The sequence below is a fragment of the Lonepinella sp. MS14435 genome (assembly GCF_042485795.1).
GTDB lineage: Bacteria > Pseudomonadota > Gammaproteobacteria > Enterobacterales > Pasteurellaceae > Lonepinella.
In genome coordinates, this window is the sequence record NZ_CP169368.1 from 477,241 (window position 1) to 494,868 (window position 17,628).

The following is a 17,628-nucleotide window of genomic DNA, read 5'->3' on the forward strand; positions in this document are numbered from 1 at the left end:
TTGATGCCCAGATTACTCCAAAATGTTATAATTCACTCCAGTGATAATATTTTACAACTTTTAGGAGAAATCATTATGAGTAATGCTGTTGAAAATGCAGTTAGCCCAGCCCAAGCAGAAGTAAATGCACTGGTTGAAAAAGGTTTAGTGGCGTTGGAAGAATTCCGCAAGCTGGACCAAGAACAAGTGGATTATATTGTTGCCAAAGCATCAGTGGCGGCATTAGATAAGCACGGCATATTAGCCATGCACGCTTATGAAGAAACAGGGCGTGGTGTGTTTGAAGATAAAGCCACCAAAAACCTGTTTGCCTGTGAGTATGTCGTGAATAATATGCGTCATCTGAAAACCGCTGGCATAATTAGTGAAGATGACGTGACGGGCATTACCGAAATTGCTGATCCTGTCGGTGTGATCTGTGGTATCACGCCAACCACCAACCCAACATCAACGACTATTTTTAAAGCCTTAATTGCGTTAAAAACCCGTAATCCAATTGTATTTGCATTCCACCCATCTGCTCAACAATCTTCCGCTCATGCGGCTCAAGTCGTGTATGATGCTGCCGTAGCAGCAGGGGCACCAAAAGACTGTGTGCAATGGATTAGCAAACCATCAATGGAAGGCACTTCAGCCTTAATGAAACACCCTGGTATTGCGACGATTCTTGCTACAGGTGGTAATGCCATGGTGGAAGCCGCTTATTCTTGTGGTAAACCAGCATTGGGCGTAGGGGCAGGTAATGTGCCAGCTTATGTAGAAAAATCAGCCAATCTTGAACAAGCAGTGCATGACATTGTGATGTCAAAATCCTTTGATAACGGTATGATTTGTGCATCAGAGCAGGCAGCTATTGTGGATGCAGAAATTTATGATGCCTTTGTCAAAGAAATGAAATCCTACGGTGTTTATTTGGTCAATAAAAAAGAAAAAGCCTTATTAGAAGAATTTATTTTCGGTGTAAAAGCCAACGGTGCGAACTGTGCAGGTGCAAAATTAAATCCAAACGTGGTAGGAAAACCTGCTGCTTGGATTGCGGAACAAGCTGGTTTTGCCGTTCCACCAAAAACCAATATTTTATTAGCCGAATGTAAATTAGTGGGCGAAAAAGAACCATTAACCCGTGAAAAATTATCACCTGTGTTAGCGTTATTAAAAGCAAATTCTACTGAAGAAGGTTTAGCCCTTTCAGAAGCTATGGTGAATTTCCACGGTTTAGGTCACTCAGCAGCGATTCACACTAAAAACGCTGATTTAGCCAAAACATTCGGTGAACGAGTGAAAACCATTCGTGTCATTTGGAACTCACCATCAACCTTTGGTGGTATCGGTGATGTGTATAACTCTTTCTTACCATCTTTAACACTCGGCTGTGGTTCGTACGGTAAAAACTCCGTCGGTAACAACGTAAGTGCGGTGAATTTAATTAATATTAAACGTGTGGGCAGACGGAGAAATAATATGCAATGGTTTAAAGTTCCATCAAAAATTTACTTTGAACGTGATTCAATTCAATACTTAAAATCAATGAAAGATGCGGAAAAAGTGATGATTATCACTGACCGTTCAATGGTGGATTTAGGCTTTGTCGATCGCATTACCGATCAACTCCGTCAACGCCGTAATAAAGTGACTTATCAATTATTCTGTGATGTCGAGCCAAACCCAAGCATTGAAACCGTCCGCCGTGGTACAGACTTAATGCGGAGTTTCCAACCAGATACTATCATCGCCTTGGGTGGTGGTTCTCCGATGGACGCAGCGAAAGTAATGTGGTTATTCTATGAACAACCAGAAGTGGATTTCCGTGATCTCGTGCAAAAATTCATGGATATTCGTAAACGTGCGTTCAAATTCCCACAATTAGGGCGTAAAGCGAAATTTGTCGGTATTCCAACCACATCAGGCACAGGCTCTGAAGTTACCCCATTTGCGGTGATCACCGATGGTGATATTAAATACCCATTAGCGGATTACTCATTAACCCCAACCATTGCCATTGTTGACCCAGCGTTAGTCATGTCAGTGCCTTCTCACGTTGCCGCAGATACAGGTTTAGATGTATTAACCCACGCCACGGAAGCCTATGTTTCTATCTTAGCCAATGATTTTACTGACGGTTTAGCCTTGCAAGCCATCAAATTGGTATTTGAAAACCTTGAAAAATCCGTGAAAGAATTTGACGAAGTGGCTCGCGAAAAAATGCACAACGCTTCAACCATGGCGGGTATGGCATTCGCTAACGCATTCTTAGGTATCAGTCACTCCATGGCACACAAAATCGGCGGTAAATTCCATACCATCCATGGTCGTACAAATGCAATCTTGTTACCACATGTTATTCGCTATAATGGTACTCGCCCAACCAAAGTGGCAACTTGGCCAAAATACACCAGCTACATTGCGGATAAACGCTATCAAGACATCGCAAAAATCTTAGGTTTACCAGCCTCTACCCCAGAGCAAGGTGTTGAATCTTATGCGAAAGCAGTTCATGATTTAGCGATTCGTTGCGGAATAAAAATGTCCTTGCGTGATCAGGGCGTAGATGAACAAGCGTTCTTAGCCGCTCGCCGTGAATTGGCATTACACGCTTATGAAGATCAATGCACCCCAGCTAACCCACGTTTAGCCATGGTGGAAGATATGGAAGAAATTATGACCAAAGCCTATTATGGTGATGAGAAGTAATTTCTAAAAATTTATAAAAAATACACCGCACTTTGTCGGATTAGATAAACAATCCAAAAGTGCGGTGTTTTTTATTCACCATTTCTAAAATCCCCCAACTCCGCTTCCAATTGCCCCACAGTGGGTAAACTGCTTTGCAGATCTTCCGGTAAATTCCGCACTAAGGCATATTCCGCCACTAAGCGATTTTGGGTACGACACAGCAATAAACCAATTGTCGGATTATCATCGTCCGCCTTAATTTGAGCATCTACTGCAGCCAAATAAAAATTTAATTGCCCTGCGTGTTCGGGTTTAAATGCAGTGGCTTTGAGTTCTACCACCACATAGCTTTTTAGGCGAGTATGATAAAACAACAAATCTATAAAAAACTCATCACCATTAACTTCCAAGCGGTATTGTCGCCCGATATAGGCAAATCCGCTGCTAAGTTCAAGCAAAAAGCGAGTAACATGACGCACTAAGGCATCTTCAATATCTCGCTCTTGGGCATCTTCTCCCAAGCCTAAAAAGTCAAATAAATAAGGATCTTTTAAGCTTTCTTGGGCTAAATTCGCATAAGTGTCTGGTAATCGCTGATTGAAATTCGTTACTGCCTTGCCTTGGCGTGCATACAATTTATTGATAATTAAGACATTATGCCCCCAAGGTAATCGTGCAACAGCCTGTTGCACAAATTCAAAATCCGTCCATGTCTCGGCAAACGTTCGCATATATTTAAGATTACGCAGAGAAAACCCTTTCATATCAGGAAAGGCTTCTCGCAAATCACGCCCCAAGCGGTCAATGACTTTGCTACCCCAACCTTGCTGTGCCTGACGTTGCAAAATTTCTTGCCCAATCTGCCAATACAGGCAAACCAACTCGGTATTCACCGCTAACACTGCTCGTTGCCGTGCTTGGCTTACTTGTTGTTTAATTTGGGAAAGCCATTGAGTGTAATCACTTGGTAGGGGGTGGTCTTGTGTATTCATATTATCTTGGTGGTATGACTAAAAAGGATTATATTGTGAACATTATAGAGGTAATAATTTAACAAAGTCAATTTGTTACCGCTCGTATATACGGTGAACGGAGGATATTTTCGTGTATGATTATATGCAGTTGGGCAGCGAAACAGTTGTATTTTTCAGGCTGCCTGAAAAAACAGGCTGAAAAATCACCGCACTTTGCGGGATTAAGCAAAAGTGCGGTATTTTCTAACTTATTTTTATCCTAACTATACCCCATCAATCTCAACAGTTCCTTAGTATAATCAATGGCTTCGGTGCGATTTGCTACGCCGATTTTTTGGTATAGATTGCGGATATGGGTTTTGGTAGTGGTAATCGCAACTTGCAATTCTTCTGCAATATGTTCATTGTTATAACCTGAATAAATTAGTCCTAACACTTGCCATTCTCGTTGGGTCAGTGGGCTGATTTTAAGCAATTCAGGGACTTCAGGATTTTTCAATAAACGTTCTACAAATTGCTCGTCAAAATGGGCAAATTTATGCCGATAGTGCTGATTGATACTGCGTAAAATAAATTGGGCTTTATGTTGGGTAAATTCGTCTAATACATTGCTTAATTGCAAGAGTTGACGAATTTGTTGTGCCATAATATCGCCTTCAAGCACAAATGCACTGATAAAATTCGTTTGTTTGGTTAAGCGAAGTGCTTCAAGCAAATCTGTTTGAGCCAGATTTTTCTCATTCTGTAAGAAATACAGACGGTTACGCAATATTAATGCTCGATTTAAATCACTGGTTAAATTGAGTTGCTGGGCGGTTGCAATGATGCGATCTAAAATCTGTTTCGCTTGGCTAAATTCACCTAGTGCAATGTACGCTCGGGCAATACTTCGCCATTGTTCTTGGCTAAAATGATTGCGATCAGTGTGGGGTTGTTTACTTTGAATTAACCAGTTTTGCATGGCTTCAAGATTATTATTCATTTGATATAACAATACTTTGGCAGAATCAGCATTGGCTAACCAGTCATCATGATAATCGTGCATACCTTGTAAAATATCTAAGCCTTTAATCAACCGATCAGCGTTATCTAAATCACCACGCACCAGCGAAATTTTGCTTAATAGCGTCACACATTGTAATTTATCAGAGGCTTTATTTAGAATTTGAATGCCCGCATTTGCCATGGCTTCAGCTTTATCAAGATTGTACCATTCCCACAAGATACGCCCTTTTAAGCGGAGCAAAAACTCATACATGGGAATCTTTTGTAGATGATTTTCTTTCACAAACAGGGTGGCTTTATCCAACATATCATAAGCGGCTTGCAAAAAGCCCTGTGCCATTAAAATTTCTGATTGTTGTAACAGCGACCATAAAATATGATGATAAGTGTGGTGATGACGTGCCATTTTCTCAGTGTGTTGTTGGATTTTTAAGGCTTGCTCCAGATTACCATAACAATGATGTGCTTCACCGATAATAGAATTGGCTACAATTTGTGCGTAATAGGCGTTTTCAGGTAAATCGGCTTGTGCTTTTGATGCAAGGGATAACGCCGTATCTTCATTGCCGTCATTAATGGCGACCTGTGCCAATAATACATCAAATTCTGCCTGATTTTCTTTGCTTAATTGTATGTTATTTTGCTGTAATGCTTGTTTAAATTGGCTAAAAATACCGATTACTTCATTATGTCGATGTTGACTTTGTGCCAGCCATGCCTTGAGTAAGACTAAATTTGGCTGTTGCATAAATTCGTCTTCATTTAGGCATTGTAAACTTTCTTCCAATAATTGCAGTTCGCCATGATGAAATAAATCCCAAGCATGTTGATTTAGAATGGATAATAAAATTGAACGATTTTCTAATTGCATCGCATGATATAAGGCTTCGGTGATATAACCCAATTTTAACCATGCTTCTGCTGCCCGTTGATGAAGATCTTGCAATTCTTCGCCTAATTCGGTTTGGCAACATTGCCATAAAAACGTGGCAAATAAAGGGTGAAAACGCCACCAGTTATCTTCGGAATCCATTTGATGTAAGAATAAACCTTGTTTTTCTAACTCTTCTAAGGATTTGCGGCTATTGGTTACACCCGTTAAATGTTGTACTAATGCTTCATTCATGGAACGTAGCACGGAACATTGGAGCAAAAATTTGCGAGCTGTCTGATCGAGCTTATTTAGCACTTCATCATTTAAATATTCATTGATATGGGAATTATTTAACTTGGCTAACCGTTTGGCAGCGTCCTGTAATGAGGTGTTTTGTTGCTTAACGGATAGGCTAATTAATTGTAAGGCGGTCGGCCAACCTTCTACTTCATCGCAAAGTGCGGTGATTTCTGGTTCAATTAATTCCGCATCAAGACGAGATTGGAAAAAAGCAATACTTTCTTGATGATTAAAAGGTAACTGACCCGCATCAATTTCTAATAATTGTTCTTGCACTCTCAAATTGGCAATGCCTAACGGTGGCACGGAGCGAGAAAGCAAAATCAATGTCATATTATCGGACTGATGACGAATCCAATATTTTAATGCTTCGTGAATATCTTCATTTTCAATTAAATGATAGTCATCTATAATCAAATAGAAATGCCCTTTTAAGCCAGCAATCTTAATTAACAGCTGATCGAATAAGGTAAATAAGCTGGCTTGATGATTAAATTGCCCATCTTCTATTATGGGCTGTTCTGCATTAATCGCTTGGCTAAGAGCTGCACAAAAATAGGTGGCAAAACGTTCGGGATTATTGTCACTTTCATCTAGCGAATACCAACCCACATTTTTGGGTTGTTGTGAATTAATCCACTGAGAAATTAACGTGGTTTTACCATAACCCGCAGGTGCATTAATCAGCACCAACGGATATTCACAGGCTTTATCTAATAATTGTATTAAACGCTCTCGAATCACGCTATTTTGTAAGCGGTAAGAACAAATCAGTTTTGATGGAATGAGCATATATTTAAGGTATCCAGTTGGTGTAGGAGAATACGGTTTCTCTACTTCTTTATAGTCATACTACGAAGATTATAGCAAGGATGATTTATTTTTACATTGATCCAAGATAATGAAACATAGAGATTTAATAAAAATTTATGGAGTTGCTATGTTACAAAACCAATTTACTCAGGCATCATTTGATACTGTCGTGCAAAAATACTGCCGTTATTTTGATGTGGACAGTGCTGAACAGTTTTCTTTGAGCCAATGGTATCAAGTGTTAGCCGAAGGGAGCCTTGCTTTAGCTTATGCCAAACCAGCACAAAAAAAGGCGGATACTCGCCACGTCAATTATCTTTCTATGGAGTTTCTTATCGGGCGATTAACGGGCAATAACCTGATGAATTTAGGTTATTACCAGCAAGCCAAAGCCTATTTAGCCAACTATGGAGTAGAAATCGTTGATGTGTTAGAACAAGAACGTGATCCTGCATTGGGGAATGGTGGTTTAGGTCGATTAGCTGCCTGTTTCTTAGATTCTATGGCAAGCCTTGGACAACCTGCCACAGGCTATGGTTTGCATTACCAATACGGTTTATTCAAACAAGCCTTTGAAAACGGCGTACAAAAGGAAAGTGCAGATTTTTGGGGACGCAATGATTACCCGTGGCAAAGCCACAATCCAGCCAAAACCCAATTAGTGGGATTTGGGGGTAAAATTCAGTGCATTAAAGATGATAAATACGAATGGCAACCTGCATTGACCATTCAAGGTAAAGCCTATGATCTGCCTGTGGTGGGTTATCAAAATGATGTCGTGCAGCCTTTACGTTTATGGCAAGCGGATAACGATCAAACCTTTAGCTTTGAGAAATTTAATGACGGTAAATTCTTGCTTGCAGACAAAGAAATCGTTAATGCAGCAGCTTTAACCCAAGTGTTATACCCGAATGACAACCATAAAGCTGGGCAAAAACTCCGCTTAATGCAACAATATTTCCACTGTGCTTGTTCAGTGGCGGATATTTTAGCTCGTCATTTGGCACAGGGTCATCGCCTACAAGACTTTGCTAAATATCAAGTGATTCAATTAAATGATACCCACCCAACTCTGGCTATTCCAGAATTAATGCGAGTGTTATTAGATGACTATAATTTAAGCTGGGATCAGGCTTGGGAAATTTGTTCAAACACCTTTGCTTACACCAATCACACCTTATTACCCGAAGCCTTGGAACAATGGGATCAACGCCTATTTAAACAATTATTACCACGTCATTTCCAAATTGTGGATAAAATCAATCGGTTATTTCAGCAAAAAGTGCGGTCAGAATTTGGTGAAAATCCGCAAGTTTGGGAAAAATTGGCGATTTTATTTGATTATCGGGTTCGCATGGCAAATCTTTGTGTGGTCACTTGCTTTAAAGTCAATGGAGTGGCTCAAATTCATTCAGATTTATTGGTGACGGATTTATTCCCTGAATATCACAAAATCTTCCCAACCAAATTCTGTAATGTGACCAATGGTATCACGCCACGCCGTTGGATTCGTCAAGCTAATCCAAAATTAAGTGATTTATTAGATCGCACTTTACAAACCGATTGGACTAAAAATCTTGAACAATTACAGGGTGTTGAGAAATATGTGGCAGATAGCGGTTTCCGTACCGAATATCGCCAAATTAAACAACATAACAAAGCGATATTGAGTGCGGAAATTAAACAGACCCTTGGTTTAAGCGTAAATGAAGATGCCATTTTTGATGTGCAAATTAAACGTTTCCACGAATACAAACGCCAACATTTGAATTTACTCAATATTATTGCGACTTATCAACAGCTGAAAGACAATCCAAATATGCCGTTCACGCCACGTTTATTTGTCTTCTCAGGCAAAGCGGCACCAGGCTATTATTTGGCGAAGAATATTATTCATGCCATTAATAACGTGGCACAAGTGATTAATCATGATAAGCAAATGAAAGATAAATTACAGGTCGCATTTTTGCCAGATTATCGCGTCAGTCTGGCGGAAAAAATTATTCCCGCCGCTGATGTGTCGGAACAAATTTCCATGGCAGGTAAAGAAGCCTCAGGGACGGGCAACATGAAACTCGCCTTAAATGGGGCATTAACCCTTGGTACATTGGACGGTGCCAATGTGGAAATCGCCCAAATGGTCGGTGCAGAAAATATTTTCCTGTTCGGTCATACGGTAGAAAGTGTCCGCGAACTGTTGGCACAAGGTTATGACCCAAAAGCCTATTATCAACAAAATCCCGTGTTAAAAAGTGCGGTGGATTTTTTAACCAAAGGGGCAGTGTGCCAAGGCAATAAGGCGATGTTCAAATTGATGATCGACAGCTTAATAGAACGTGATCCGTTCTTAGTGTTGGCGGATTTTGATAGCTATATGGTAGCTCAACAACGCATTGGACAGGCTTATTTAGACAGGGAAGCATGGTTACACAGTTGTATTTTGAATACGGCTCGGCTTGGTATGTTCAGTTCTGACCGTTCCATTCGAGATTATCAACAACGTATTTGGTTGAAATAACAACGTTTTCCCCTGTTACAGCAGGGGAAAATAAGGGGAATATGATGACAACAATATTGAATAAACAATGCCAACAAGCAGGTATTTTGCCGTATTTTTTTGATGAAAGGGGATTAAAAATTTCCCCTAAAACGGAAGTGAAAAAGCGGTTACTCAAAGCGTTTGAAAATAATTTCTCGCAACATTCATTGTTGCCAACAGTGAAAATATTTCGCCAAAAAACACCGCACTTTTTCCCATTAAATACCACCAATCAACGTGAACACATACAGGGAAAATGGCAGCTTTGGTTAGAAAACCAGACTGAACCTTTGCAAGGGAAAATCAAACGCAATGCGATTCCGTTACCACAAAATTTACCACTGGGCTATCATCAATTACAATTAACCGTAGGCAAACAACAATGGCAATGCGTGCTGATTATCGCCCCTGAACGTTGTTATCAGCCGATTGAACTGCTGGAACACAAAAAATTATGGGGAACCTTTTTACAGCTTTATACCTTAAAATCAGCAACCAACTGGGGGATCGGCGATTTTGGTGATCTAAAACAATTTATCCAACAGCTCGAGCCTTATCAAGCAGATTTTTTAGGCTTGAATCCGATTCATGCACTCTTCCCTGCCAATCCTGAATCCGCCAGTCCTTATAGTCCGTCTTCACGCCGTTGGTTAAATATTGCTTATATTGACATCGGAAGCCTAGTGGAATTTCAACAAAGCCAAGCAGCACAAGCGTGGTTTAATTCTGCCGAAATTCAACAAAAATTAACCGCACTTCGAGCCACAGATTGGATTAATTATGCTGAAGTTATTCCGTTAAAATTAACAGGATTGTGTTTTGCCTTTCAGCAAGCGGATAAAGAAAATCCTGCTTTCATCGAGTTTTTACAACAAGGGGGCGAAAGCCTACAAGAACAAGCAACCTTTGATGCGTTACACGCCCATTTGAGCCAGCACTTTTCTGAACAATGGGGTTGGGATTTTTGGGCGAAAGAGTATCAAGATTTTAACTCGCCAGCCGTGCAACAATTCCGCCAGCAACATCAACAGGATATTTTGTTTTACAGTTGGTTACAATTTATTGCTGATCAACAACTGGCAGAATGTGATGCTTTGTGTAAAGCACAAGCGATGCCAATCGGTTTATACCGTGATTTAGCGGTCGGCGTAACGGGTAATGGGGCAGAAACTTGGAATAATAAAACCTTATTTTGCCTAAATGCTTCTGTCGGCGCACCACCCGATGTACTTGGACCGCAAGGGCAAAATTGGGGATTAACGCCATTCAATCCACACATTTTGCAACAACAAGCCTATCGTCCGTTTATTGAATTAGTCAGATCTAATATGCAACACTGCGGTGCGTTACGCCTTGATCATATTATGTCTTTATTGCGTTTATGGTGGATTCCGAAAGGGGATAGTGCGGTCAACGGGGCTTATATCCGTTATCCAGTGGACGACTTAATTGCGATTCTGGCACTTGAAAGCCAGCGTCATCAATGCACTATCATTGGAGAAGATTTAGGTACTGTGCCAAAAGAAATTGTCAGTAAATTACGCAATGCTGGCATTCTCTCTTACAAAATCTTTTATTTTGAATTTGACCAACAAGGACAAAGCCGAGATTTACAACAGTATCCTTATCAAGCCATGACAACCCTCAGTACCCACGATTTACCCACTATTAACGGTTATTGGCGTGGTTATGATTTTGAGTTGGGGAAACAGTTTGGCGTTTATCCAAACCCTAAAATCTTGAGCATTTTGCAACAAGACAGAGTGCGAGCAAAACATAAAATCTTAGATCGTTTGCAACAAGCTGGGATAGACATTGAACAAGGGATTGATGAAACCCTTGATTCTCAAGTAAGCAAAACATTCAATCATCAATTACAACGCTATGTGGCTAAGGTAAGTAGTGCATTATTTGGTTTACAACCCGAAGATTGGTTAGATATGACCGAACCTGTCAATATCCCTGGCACCAGCACGCAGTATCCTAATTGGCGGCGGAAATTAACTAAAAATATTGATGCGATTTTTGCCGATCGGGAAATTCAGGCGTTGTTGATTGGGGTGAAACAGCAGCGGTTGGGTTAATATAGGGGTAAACCGTACTTTGAGAGGCTCTCAAAGTGCGGTTAAAATTAGTCTAAATATTTGATTAAAAAAGGCAGTGCTGCCCCGATAGCACTGGGATATTTTTGTTGGGTAGCTATGCGAATGAAATCACTGTCAAGGGGGAAAGTCGAAAGCTCACGAATGCGTTTTTGTAAAATTTTTAGATCATCTTCAATAAGATAGAATGAAATTTCGCCACCTAAAATAATATCTCGTTCTAGCAGTAAGTACACCGTATTTAATCCTTTGGCTAAATGCTCTAAAAAAGCATCCCAACGCATAACGGAGAGATCATCATTATTTCTAAGAGATGCAAAAAATGTTTCAGTAGTTTCATCGGGGGCGAGTAATGCTGAAAGTGAGCAATAGGTTTCTAAACAGCCACGTTGTCCACAGTAACAAAGGTTCCCTTCGGTATGAATTTGTAAATGTTCTAATGCTCCCGAATAGCCTTTTTTGCCCAAATCAATTTGATTATTGATGATAATTGCTCCACCTAAATGTTCACTAATAGAAACATAAATGGCATTATCAATATGTTCAGAAAACCATAGTTCGGTCAAAGCTGCACATTTCACATCGTGAAATAACATGGTGGGAATATCAAAATAAGGTTGTAATTGTTTAAAATCAAAATATTCGCTAGATAATACTCGGCTATACAACATAGATTGTCCATCTTTGCTTACAATACCTTGGATTGAGAAACCAATACCCAAAATCTGCTTGTGGGAATAAGCTAATTTTTGGATAAACATATAAATCACTTGACTGATATTTTCTATATAAGGTGGTTCGTTCTCGAAATATAATGACACAGTATCGACATCTATGACTTTTCCTTTTAAATTTAATGCAATGCAACATACTTTGGTTTGTTGAATTTCCACCCCAATGGAAATAAAAGCATCATCAACTAATTGGTAGGCAATGGCAGGTCTGCCACCTTGTGGTTGAAAGAAACCTTCTTCTTTGATTTTTCCTTCGGTTTCTAGTTCAGTGATATTATTGACAACAGTCGGTAAACTCAAATTGAGCATTTTCACTATCTGAGGTTTAGATAAATGCTTATTTTGGAAAAATAGCTGATAAATATTGCGGTAATTGGTTTGTTTTATATCTAAATATTCTTCATTCTTCATTATATTTTGCCCTTGAACCATCAAATTTTGTGACTGAGATCACAAAATCATAAAAAATTCCACTTTTTGGAAGGCATTTTAACAAAGTCCCTTGCAAAATGAAATTGATCAGATTAAATTGACTTATATAAAGCAGCTTTAATAAAGCTGATTTCTATAAATATCAACATTTATAAGGAGTTTAGTATGAGTATCTTAGAGAAAATGAAACTAACTGGCAAAACCGCTTTTGTAACAGGTGGAGCAAGGGGAATTGGTAAAAGTGTGGCGATTGCTTTTGCACAAGCTGGAGCGAATGTGGTCATTGCTGATTTTGATATTGCAGAAGCAGAAAAAACAGCGGCTGAAATTAGCCAACAGGAGAATGTGAGAGCGATTGCCGTTAAAACGGATGTGACCGATTTAGCCAGTGTGAATAATCTCATTGATGTGATTAAAAAAGAATTTGGAAAACTGGATATTGCCTTTTGTAATGCGGGAATTTGTATGAATATTCCTGCGGAAGAAATGAGTTTAGAGCAATGGTCAAAGGTGATTAATGTCAATTTAACAGGGGTATTTTTAACCGCACAAGCCGCAGGAAAATTAATGATTGAACAGGGTACAGGTGGTTCAATTATTAATACGGCATCAATGTCTGCTCATATTGTCAATGTTCCACAGCCACAATGTGCCTATAACGCATCCAAAGCAGGGGTTATTCAGCTAACGAAATCTCTCGCTATTGAGTGGGCAAAACATAATGTACGAGTCAATAGTCTAAGTCCTGGTTATATCGGTACAGAATTAACCTTAAATTCAGAAGATCTTAAACCGTTGATTAAAACTTGGAATGAAATGGCACCGTTACATCGTTTAGGCAAACCTGAAGAGTTACAATCCATTTGTGTTTATTTAGCTGGTGATACCAGTAGCTTTACTACAGGTTCAGATTTTATTGTAGATGGTGCATTTACCTGTTTCTAAACGATCCTTTAACAATGTAAGGAGATTTTATGTGTAGCAATGCAAAAACGTTGATTGAAAATGGTCAAACTTATTTAGGTATTGAGCTAGGTTCAACACGGATTAAATCGGTATTAATTGATGTAAATGGGAATATTTTAGCCAAAGGGAGCTTTGAGTGGGAAAATCATTTTGTCAATGGCATTTGGACGTATCCTCTTGATGAAGTTTGGACAGGTATTGCTCAAAGCTATCAAGATTTGAGTTCTGTGGTGCGAGATAAATATAACACGGTTATTCGCCACATTTCGGCAATGGGCGTGAGTGCAATGATGCACGGTTATCTTGCCTTTGATGAGCAAGATAACCAACTCGCAGAATTTCGGACTTGGCGTAATAACACCACAGCGGTGGCGGCTGACCAATTAACCGACTTATTGCAATATAATATTCCACAGCGTTGGAGCATTGCTCACCTTTATCAAGCTATTTTAAATCAGGAAAGCCATACTAAAGACATTGCTTACATTACTACCTTAAGTGGCTATGTACATTGGCAATTAACAGGACAAAAAGTATTGGGCATTGGCGATGCGTCAGGGATGTTCCCAATAGATTCTACGACAAAAGATTATGATCGCCGAATGATCAATACATTCAATGAATTAATCTCTCAACAACACTTTAATTGGAAATTAGAAAATATTCTTCCGAAAGTATTGGTTGCAGGTGAATCAGCAGGATTATTAACCGAAAAAGGTTGCCGCTTGCTCGATCCTACGGGGAATTTGCAAGCAGGTTGCGTGCTGTGTCCACCTGAAGGTGATGCTGGCACAGGAATGATGGCGACCAATAGTATTAAGGTTAAAACAGGTAATGTTTCCGCTGGTACATCGGCTTTTGCGATGGTGGTATTGGAAAAACCGTTATCACAGGTTTATCGGGATCTTGATATGGTCACGACACCAGCAGGTGATCTTGTGGCAATGGCTCATTCGCAAAATTGTAGTTCAGATCTTAATGCTTGGTTTCAAGTATTTGATGAAGTGCTAAACGTCTTTAATATTAAGGTTACGCCTGATGAATTGTATGCTGGTCTATTTAATAAAGCATTAGAAGCCACACCTGACGGTGGTGGATTATTGTCATATTGTTTCTATTCTGGCGAACATGGTGTCAATCTTACCACGGGTTGCCCGTTGTTCTTACATCCTGCCAAAGCCGATTTTTCGTTGGCTAACTTCTTGCTTGTGCAACTTTACACTGCATTTGGTGCAATGAAATTAGGCATGGATACCTTGACTAAAAAAGAAAGTGTCAACATTGAAAAAATCTTTGCACACGGCGGATTATTTAAAAGCAAAGAAACCGCACAAAAAGCCTTGAGTGCTGCATTGAATGTGCCTGTTGCGGTACTAGAAACAGCAAGTGAAGGCGGTGCTTGGGGGATTGCTTTGTTAGCGGCTTATATGCAACAAACTTCAATTTCTTTAACCGACTATTTAGACAAAATCGTCTTTGTGAATAGTTCGGATAATGTGGTGAATCCAGAACCTAACTGGGTTCAAGGCTATGAAACCTTTATTCAACGTTATAAAAATGGATTAGCGATTGAACAAGTCGCCGCAAATTTTGCAACGAATCAGAATTAATGGGATTTCCCATTCTTAAGCCGAAATGACTACCCTAAAGTGCGGTAGAAATTTCAACATTTTTAACTAACCCAAACTAAGGTGGTTTATATGAAAAAATTACTCACAGCTCTTGCTCTTTCTTTATCACTTATTGGTACAACAGCCGTTGCCAATGACAACGTTAAAATTGGGTTTGCTAATCGAACTTTAAATGGTGCGTTCTTTAATGGCTTAACTGAATATATGAAAATTCACGCTAAAGAGGCAGGCTATGAATTAATTACCACGGATGCTCGAGGTGATTTGAATAAACAAGTTGCTGATGTGGAAGATATGCTTTCACAAGGAATTAACTACTTAGTGTTAAATCCACAAGATCCTGTGGCAGGTATTAAAATATCAGAAATGGCAACGAAAGCAAAAGTCCCAGTCATTGCTTTAGATAGTGATATTTCTTTAGAAGCCCCCGTTGTTACTCGTATTCAAGCGAATAATGCGGCAAACAATATTATGATTGGTGAATTTGCCGTAAAACAATTTGGCGATAAACCTATCAATCTTGTGCTTATCAGTGGTAATCAAGGTAATTTAGTGGGTGAAGCTCGCCGTACTAACTTTATCCGTGGTGTAATGGAAGCTCAATTACGTCAATATGGACACACTCAACTCAATGTTTTAACGCAAGTTTGGGGTAACTGGGATCAACAAGGTGGTTTAAAAGCAATGGAAGATGCCATTGTTGCAAATGGTGATAAAGTGAATGCCGTTTACGCTGAAATGGACGATATGGCATTAGGTGGTCTACGTGCATTGAAAGCGGCTGGCAAATTAGAAAATGTGAAAGTGTATGCTCACGATGGTTATAAATTTGGTTTAGAAGCGGTGAAAAAAGGCGAATTACAAGCCACAGCATCAAATAATCCAGATGCGTTAACTAAACTTACGATTGACACTATTACTCAATATCAACAAGGTAAACGTGATTTTCCTGACTATCTTTATATTAAACCATTGTTAATTAACAAGGATAATGTAGAAAAAGTATATAACCCAGACTCTTTGTACTAATAATCCAATGAATAGTGGAAGTTTTAACTTCCACTATCTTGAAAAAAGGAGATGATATGAGTGATTGTGCTATTGAGATCCGTAATGTAAGCAAACATTTTGGTGGCGTAAAAGCATTACAGAATATTGATCTGAATGTTAAAAAAGGGTCAATTCACGCTTTAATTGGTGAAAATGGTGCTGGAAAATCCACTTTAATGAAAATTCTATCTGGAATCTATATTAAAGATAGTGGAACAATAAAAATAAATGGCGAGGAAGTTCATTTTACTAATCCTAAAAGTAGCCAACGCAAAGGGATTGGGATTATTCATCAGGAATTAGCCTTATCCCCCGATCTTTCCGTTGCTGAAAATATCTTTCTTGATGATTTGGGGCAAGGTAAAAAAACCATTAACTGGGATTCAATTAATCAACAAGCGAAACAAGCATTAGATTCTTTAGGTTTTAATATTCCCCCAACAATGCGATTGGGTGATTTAAGTGTTGCCTATCAACAAATGGTGGAAATTGCTAAGGCTTTAACCAAGAACGTGAATATTTTAATTTTAGATGAACCCACAGCAGTACTTGCTGATCCTGAAATTGATATTCTATTTGACAACCTAAATAAACTTAAACAAAAAGGCGTTACCATTATTTATATTTCCCATCGTTTAGAAGAATTATTCCGTATATCTGATTCAATTACAGTGATTAAAGATGGACAGACGATTATTGAATTAGATCCAAAAACATCTAATGAAGATGAAATTATTAAATATATGGTAGGACGAGAATTAGATTCCCTATATCCTGATAAGATTGTTCCACAAGATGATGACTTATTATTAGTCAAAGATCTTAATCGAACAGGATTATTACGGAATATTTCTTTTAATGTGAAAAAAGGCGAAATTGTGGGTTTAGCTGGCTTAGTCGGAGCGGGTCGAACAGAAGTCGCAAGATGTATTTTTGGTATTGATCCAATCACATCAGGGGAAATTTATAAAAATGGTCAACTATTAAAATTCTCCAATGTAACCGATGCAATAAAACAAGGGATTGGCTTAGTCCCTGAAAGTCGGAAAGAACAAGGTGCGATTTTGAATATGTCAATTTTAGAAAATATGACAATGTCAACCTTAAACAAGATTTCTAAATTCGGCATTATTAATCATCATTCTGAATTATCTATGGGTGAAAAACTCAAAAAGTTATTACAAATAAAATTAGGTTCGTTATTTGACCCTATTTCCAGTTTGAGTGGTGGTAATCAACAAAAAGTCGTGTTAGCCAAATGGTTAAATACAGATTGTGATTTCATCATTTTTGATGAACCCACTCGTGGTGTTGATGTTGGGGCAAAGGCAGAAATTTATCGCATTATCTCTGATTTAGCGAAATTAGGTTATGGATTATTAGTTATTTCATCAGAATTAATTGAGCTTATCGGTTTGTGTAACAGAATTTATGTAATGAGCGAAGGCACAATTACGGGTGAATTACAAGGTGAACAAATAACCGAAGAAAATATTATGAAATTAGCCATTCCTAAACGTGAGAATTTAAATTAA

The 17,628-nt window shown here is 38.9% G+C and carries 11 protein-coding genes; 8 read left to right on the forward strand and 3 right to left on the reverse strand.

Translation table 11 applies throughout. The features are described 5' to 3' along the window. Positions 1-75: 75 nt before the first annotated feature. Entirely contained in the window at positions 76-2,691 is a 2,616-nt protein-coding gene (gene adhE / locus O1Q80_RS02305) for a bifunctional acetaldehyde-CoA/alcohol dehydrogenase (protein WP_386695431.1), read from the forward strand. A gap of 71 nt (positions 2,692-2,762) precedes the next feature. On the opposite strand, the gene O1Q80_RS02310 is transcribed toward adhE, so the two are convergent. Further along, entirely contained in the window at positions 2,763-3,665 is a 903-nt protein-coding gene (locus tag O1Q80_RS02310) for a YhcG family protein (protein WP_386695433.1), read from the reverse strand. A gap of 116 nt (positions 3,666-3,781) precedes the next feature. Here O1Q80_RS02310 and O1Q80_RS02315 point away from each other — a divergent pair, with 116 nt between their 5' ends. Then, a complete protein-coding gene (locus O1Q80_RS02315; RefSeq protein WP_386688517.1) occupies positions 3,782-3,910 on the forward strand; it encodes a hypothetical protein in 129 nt (42 codons plus the stop codon). On the opposite strand, the gene malT is transcribed toward O1Q80_RS02315, so the two are convergent. Then, positions 3,907-6,618: an HTH-type transcriptional regulator MalT gene (gene malT / locus O1Q80_RS02320; RefSeq protein ID WP_386695435.1), complete on the reverse strand. Its 2,712-nt coding sequence runs from the start codon at positions 6,616-6,618 to the stop codon at positions 3,907-3,909. The genes O1Q80_RS02315 and malT overlap by 4 nt on opposite strands. Positions 6,619-6,766: 148 nt before the next feature. On the opposite strand from malT, the gene glgP reads away from it, so the two are divergent. Both glgP and malQ read left to right on the forward strand, forming a co-directional pair. Next, a complete protein-coding gene (glgP, locus tag O1Q80_RS02325) occupies positions 6,767-9,157 on the forward strand; it encodes a glycogen/starch/alpha-glucan family phosphorylase (RefSeq protein ID WP_386695437.1) in 2,391 nt (796 codons plus the stop codon). A gap of 44 nt (positions 9,158-9,201) precedes the next feature. Then, positions 9,202-11,262, forward strand: a complete 2,061-nt coding sequence (gene malQ / locus O1Q80_RS02330; RefSeq protein WP_386695439.1) for a 4-alpha-glucanotransferase — start codon at positions 9,202-9,204, stop codon at positions 11,260-11,262. A gap of 47 nt (positions 11,263-11,309) precedes the next feature. On the opposite strand, the gene O1Q80_RS02335 is transcribed toward malQ, so the two are convergent. Continuing rightward, entirely contained in the window at positions 11,310-12,425 is a 1,116-nt protein-coding gene (locus O1Q80_RS02335; RefSeq protein WP_386688509.1) for an ROK family protein, read from the reverse strand. 186 nt (positions 12,426-12,611) lie between these two features. On the opposite strand from O1Q80_RS02335, the gene O1Q80_RS02340 reads away from it, so the two are divergent. From O1Q80_RS02340 to O1Q80_RS02355, 4 genes are all read left to right on the forward strand, one after another. After that, the gene (locus tag O1Q80_RS02340) at positions 12,612-13,391 is read left to right on the forward strand and encodes an SDR family oxidoreductase (protein ID WP_386695441.1); all 780 of its coding nucleotides are present in this window, start codon (positions 12,612-12,614) and stop codon (positions 13,389-13,391) included. 29 nt (positions 13,392-13,420) lie between these two features. After that, a complete protein-coding gene (locus O1Q80_RS02345) occupies positions 13,421-15,022 on the forward strand; it encodes a xylulokinase (protein WP_386695442.1) in 1,602 nt (533 codons plus the stop codon). A 90-nt stretch (positions 15,023-15,112) separates the two neighbouring features. Then, positions 15,113-16,072, forward strand: a complete 960-nt coding sequence (locus O1Q80_RS02350; protein WP_386688503.1) for a substrate-binding domain-containing protein — start codon at positions 15,113-15,115, stop codon at positions 16,070-16,072. A 56-nt stretch (positions 16,073-16,128) separates the two neighbouring features. After that, positions 16,129-17,628: a sugar ABC transporter ATP-binding protein gene (locus O1Q80_RS02355; protein WP_386695444.1), complete on the forward strand. Its 1,500-nt coding sequence runs from the start codon at positions 16,129-16,131 to the stop codon at positions 17,626-17,628.